Annotated in this window: 3 protein-coding genes; all 3 read right to left on the bottom strand. The window is 41.0% G+C overall.

The genetic code is table 11. The annotated features are described in order from the left end of the window. On the bottom strand, positions 1-570 hold a 570-nt coding region (locus IQ229_RS20715; RefSeq protein WP_194046949.1), incomplete at its 3' end, for a DNA-methyltransferase. Positions 571-674: 104 nt separating this feature from the next. Further along, positions 675-1,103: a beta-carboxysome assembly chaperone CcmS gene (gene ccmS, locus IQ229_RS20710; protein ID WP_194046947.1), complete on the bottom strand. Its 429-nt coding sequence runs from the start codon at positions 1,101-1,103 to the stop codon at positions 675-677. 46 nt (positions 1,104-1,149) lie between these two features. Continuing rightward, positions 1,150-2,958 carry an ABC transporter ATP-binding protein gene (locus IQ229_RS20705; RefSeq protein WP_194046945.1) on the bottom strand — a complete coding sequence of 603 codons (1,809 nt, stop codon included), beginning with the start codon at positions 2,956-2,958 and terminating at the stop codon, positions 1,150-1,152. Between the last annotated feature and the right edge of the window lie 165 nt (positions 2,959-3,123).

The raw sequence follows: 3,123 nt of genomic DNA, 5'->3' as shown, positions 1-3,123 counted from the left end.
ATCATGTCCTGAAGGGCGTTCTTTCGGTTTATAATATTTTTCTGGATTTTCTTGAAGTTTTTTCATTCGTTCCGAATAAGGAACGAGAACCTTACTTACATTCGCTTTAGGATTATCAGTTTTTGATAACCACCAAACAGTATTTACCGAATCCTTCACTCGAATTTTACGCTTATTAACCCATTCAATAGGTGAAGGTAACTTAGATGGATTGTACCAAAAAAACTCTTCTGCCAGACGAAAATCTAGTTCATCACATAATTTAATTAAAATACGGTAGTTATAAAGTGATCGAACTGGACGTTTAGTTTGATAAGCTCCACCAAGATCAATTACAAAACTTCCATGTGGTGCAAGAACTCTATAGACCTTTTTACAGAATGCAAAAAGCCAATTTACATAAGCTTCTTGATCAACATTTCCATAACTCTTCTCACGTTGTAATGCAAATGGTGGCGAAGTCATAACTAGATCAATTGAGTCTGAATCAAGATAATCCAGTAATTCAAGTGAGTCACCTACATACGCAGCACCAAAATTTGTAGTATATAAAGGAGAGCTAAGAGCCATTACTGCTTTAATTACCTAATAATCTAAATCAAAAAGACTAAGCAGTTTCCTTAAAATGCTTACTCCAGATTCAAGCATAGAGCCAAAATCACAAATGTGGCTACTTAACCTTCTATCTGCTCACTCATCCGCTGTTCCAGCACATCCAATAATCCATCCACATCCTTCCCAACTTCCTTAAAACAAATCGGTGGTGCTGGTTCCGGTGCAAACTGAATTAACTTAATTTCCCCCTTCCCAATTCCAATCATCACAACTTCCACTTCCGGCTTGTGATTCTCAACAATTCCCAAAATTTCTTGAAGCCGATTATCAACTTTAATATTTAAATTCTCTATCTGCTCTTTCGGACAATAAACAAAATGCGGCGTTGGTTGTAAATCAATACCAACAGTACCCTGACTGTCACCATTTGCTAACCATAATCCCCAAAACAGCGCCGCCAACTCTTGCTGATTTGCTTTGACAAACTTATCCAACTGGCGACGCCACTTAGTATCACCTGATTCTGGTTGACTATTACCAAAAAACATAAATCATTCGTAATGAAGACACAGACAATAAGACAATAGGCGAAACTTATCTCAAACCTGACTGTACACGCCAGAGGCCGGAATAAATTCCGTCTTTCTCCAGCAATTGCTCATGGGTTCCCGACTCTACTAATTTCCCATGTTCCATGACATAAATGCAATCGGCATTGCGGATGGTGGAAAGACGATGAGCGATCGCAATTGTAGTTCTATCTACTGTAATCCGTTCTAGCGATCGCTGGATTGCCGCTTCTGTTTCATTATCCACTGCTGAGGTCGCTTCGTCTAAAATCAGAATGGGCGGATTCTTTAAGACTGCACGGGCGATCGCAATCCGTTGTCTTTGTCCACCAGATAACTTTTGTCCTCTTTCCCCCACAATTGTCTCATAACCTTCGGGCAATTCAACAATAAATTCGTGTGCTTCGGCTATCTTCGCCGCCGTGATGATTTCTTGCTCTGTAGTCTCAAAGCTACCATAGGCAATATTCTCTGCGACAGTGCCATGAAATAGAAACACATCTTGACTCACCAAACCAATGCAGCGCCGTAAATCTTTTAAATTCAAAGTTTGCAAGTCAATACCATCCACGGTAATGTTTCCAGCTTGCACTTCGTATAACCGCAACAAGAGTTTGACTAAAGTGCTTTTACCAGAACCGGTTGAACCAACAATTGCAATGGTTTTCCCCGCCGGAATCTCCAAAGACAGATTTTTAATCACTGGAAATCTATCTTTATAGGCAAAATAAACATTATTAAATTGCACTTCACCGCGCACTTCATTCACAGGTAACTCCACATTACCTGTATGAATAGCGATAGGAGTATCCAATAAATTCATGACTCGATTAGTAGAAGCCATTGCCCTTTGATATTGGTCAAAAGTTTCGCCTAATCTAGTTAAAGGCCACAGCAATCGTTGAATTAAAAACACTAATACGCTGTAAGCACCAACAGACATTTCTCCAGAAACCGCTGCCATCCCCCCATACAATAGTAATGCTGTGAAACCCACCAAAATCAGCATCCGAATTAACGGCACAAAAGCAGCAGAAAGAGCAATTGCTTTAGAGTTACTACCGCGATAAGCGTCACTATCTAATTCCAGACGATAGGCTTCATAAGCTTCGGCGGTGAAACTTTTAATAGTAGTAATTCCGCTGATATTGTTTGACAACCGCGAATTGAGAAAACCTACCTTTTCGCGGACATCAGCGTAGCGAGGTGCAAGTAATCGTTGGTAAGCAAAAGAACCCCAGAGGATAAATGGCATCGGTGACAAAGCCATCCACGCTACACTAGGAGCCAGAATAAAGAAAGCAGCGCCAATAATTATAACAGTTGCAGAAACTTGGATGATATCATTTGCGCCCCCATCCAAAAACCGCTCTAATTGGTTAATATCATCACTGAGGATAGACATTAAACCGCCAGTGCTGCGTTCTTCAAAATAAGCCAATTCCAACTCTTGCAAATGTTTGTATGCATCCAAACGCAAGTCATGCTGAATATTCTGAGCCAAATTCCGCCAAAGTCGAGCGTAGGCATACTCGAAAACCGATTCTAGTATCCAAATGACCACAGTTAGGAAGGAAATAATCAAAAATTGTTGAAAGACATCACGTACCCCTAACTGGGCAATTATAGAATCCTGTTGCTTGACTACCACATCCACCGCCACGCCAATTAAACCGGGTGGTGCCAAGTCGAAAAATTTATTGAGGGTAGAATAAGTAGTCGCCAGCCAAATTTGTTTACGATACTCGTGTCCATACTCAAGCAAACGCTGGAGAGGATGCGTTGAATGTTTACGCCTTCTTGATACCCGATGAGATTTTAATGCAGTAGCCACGGCTTTTTGCGATTTCGTGTCACTGATATTACCACGGAACAAAGGCTTGAGTCTTAAGTCCTGAGTCTGAAGATTGATTCAGACAGACTAATGAGAAACTAGTAACTGAGTTTATTCAAGGCCTGGATAGTGGGGAGCAGCACTTCGGCTACGCTCAGTGACCGG

Origin of the sequence: Nostoc cf. edaphicum LEGE 07299 (genome assembly GCF_015207245.1) — a bacterium.
Classification (GTDB): domain Bacteria; phylum Cyanobacteriota; class Cyanobacteriia; order Cyanobacteriales; family Nostocaceae; genus Nostoc; species Nostoc edaphicum_B.
The sequence above is the reverse complement of the archived record's forward strand: the minus strand, read 5'-3'. Positions and strand labels throughout refer to the sequence as shown.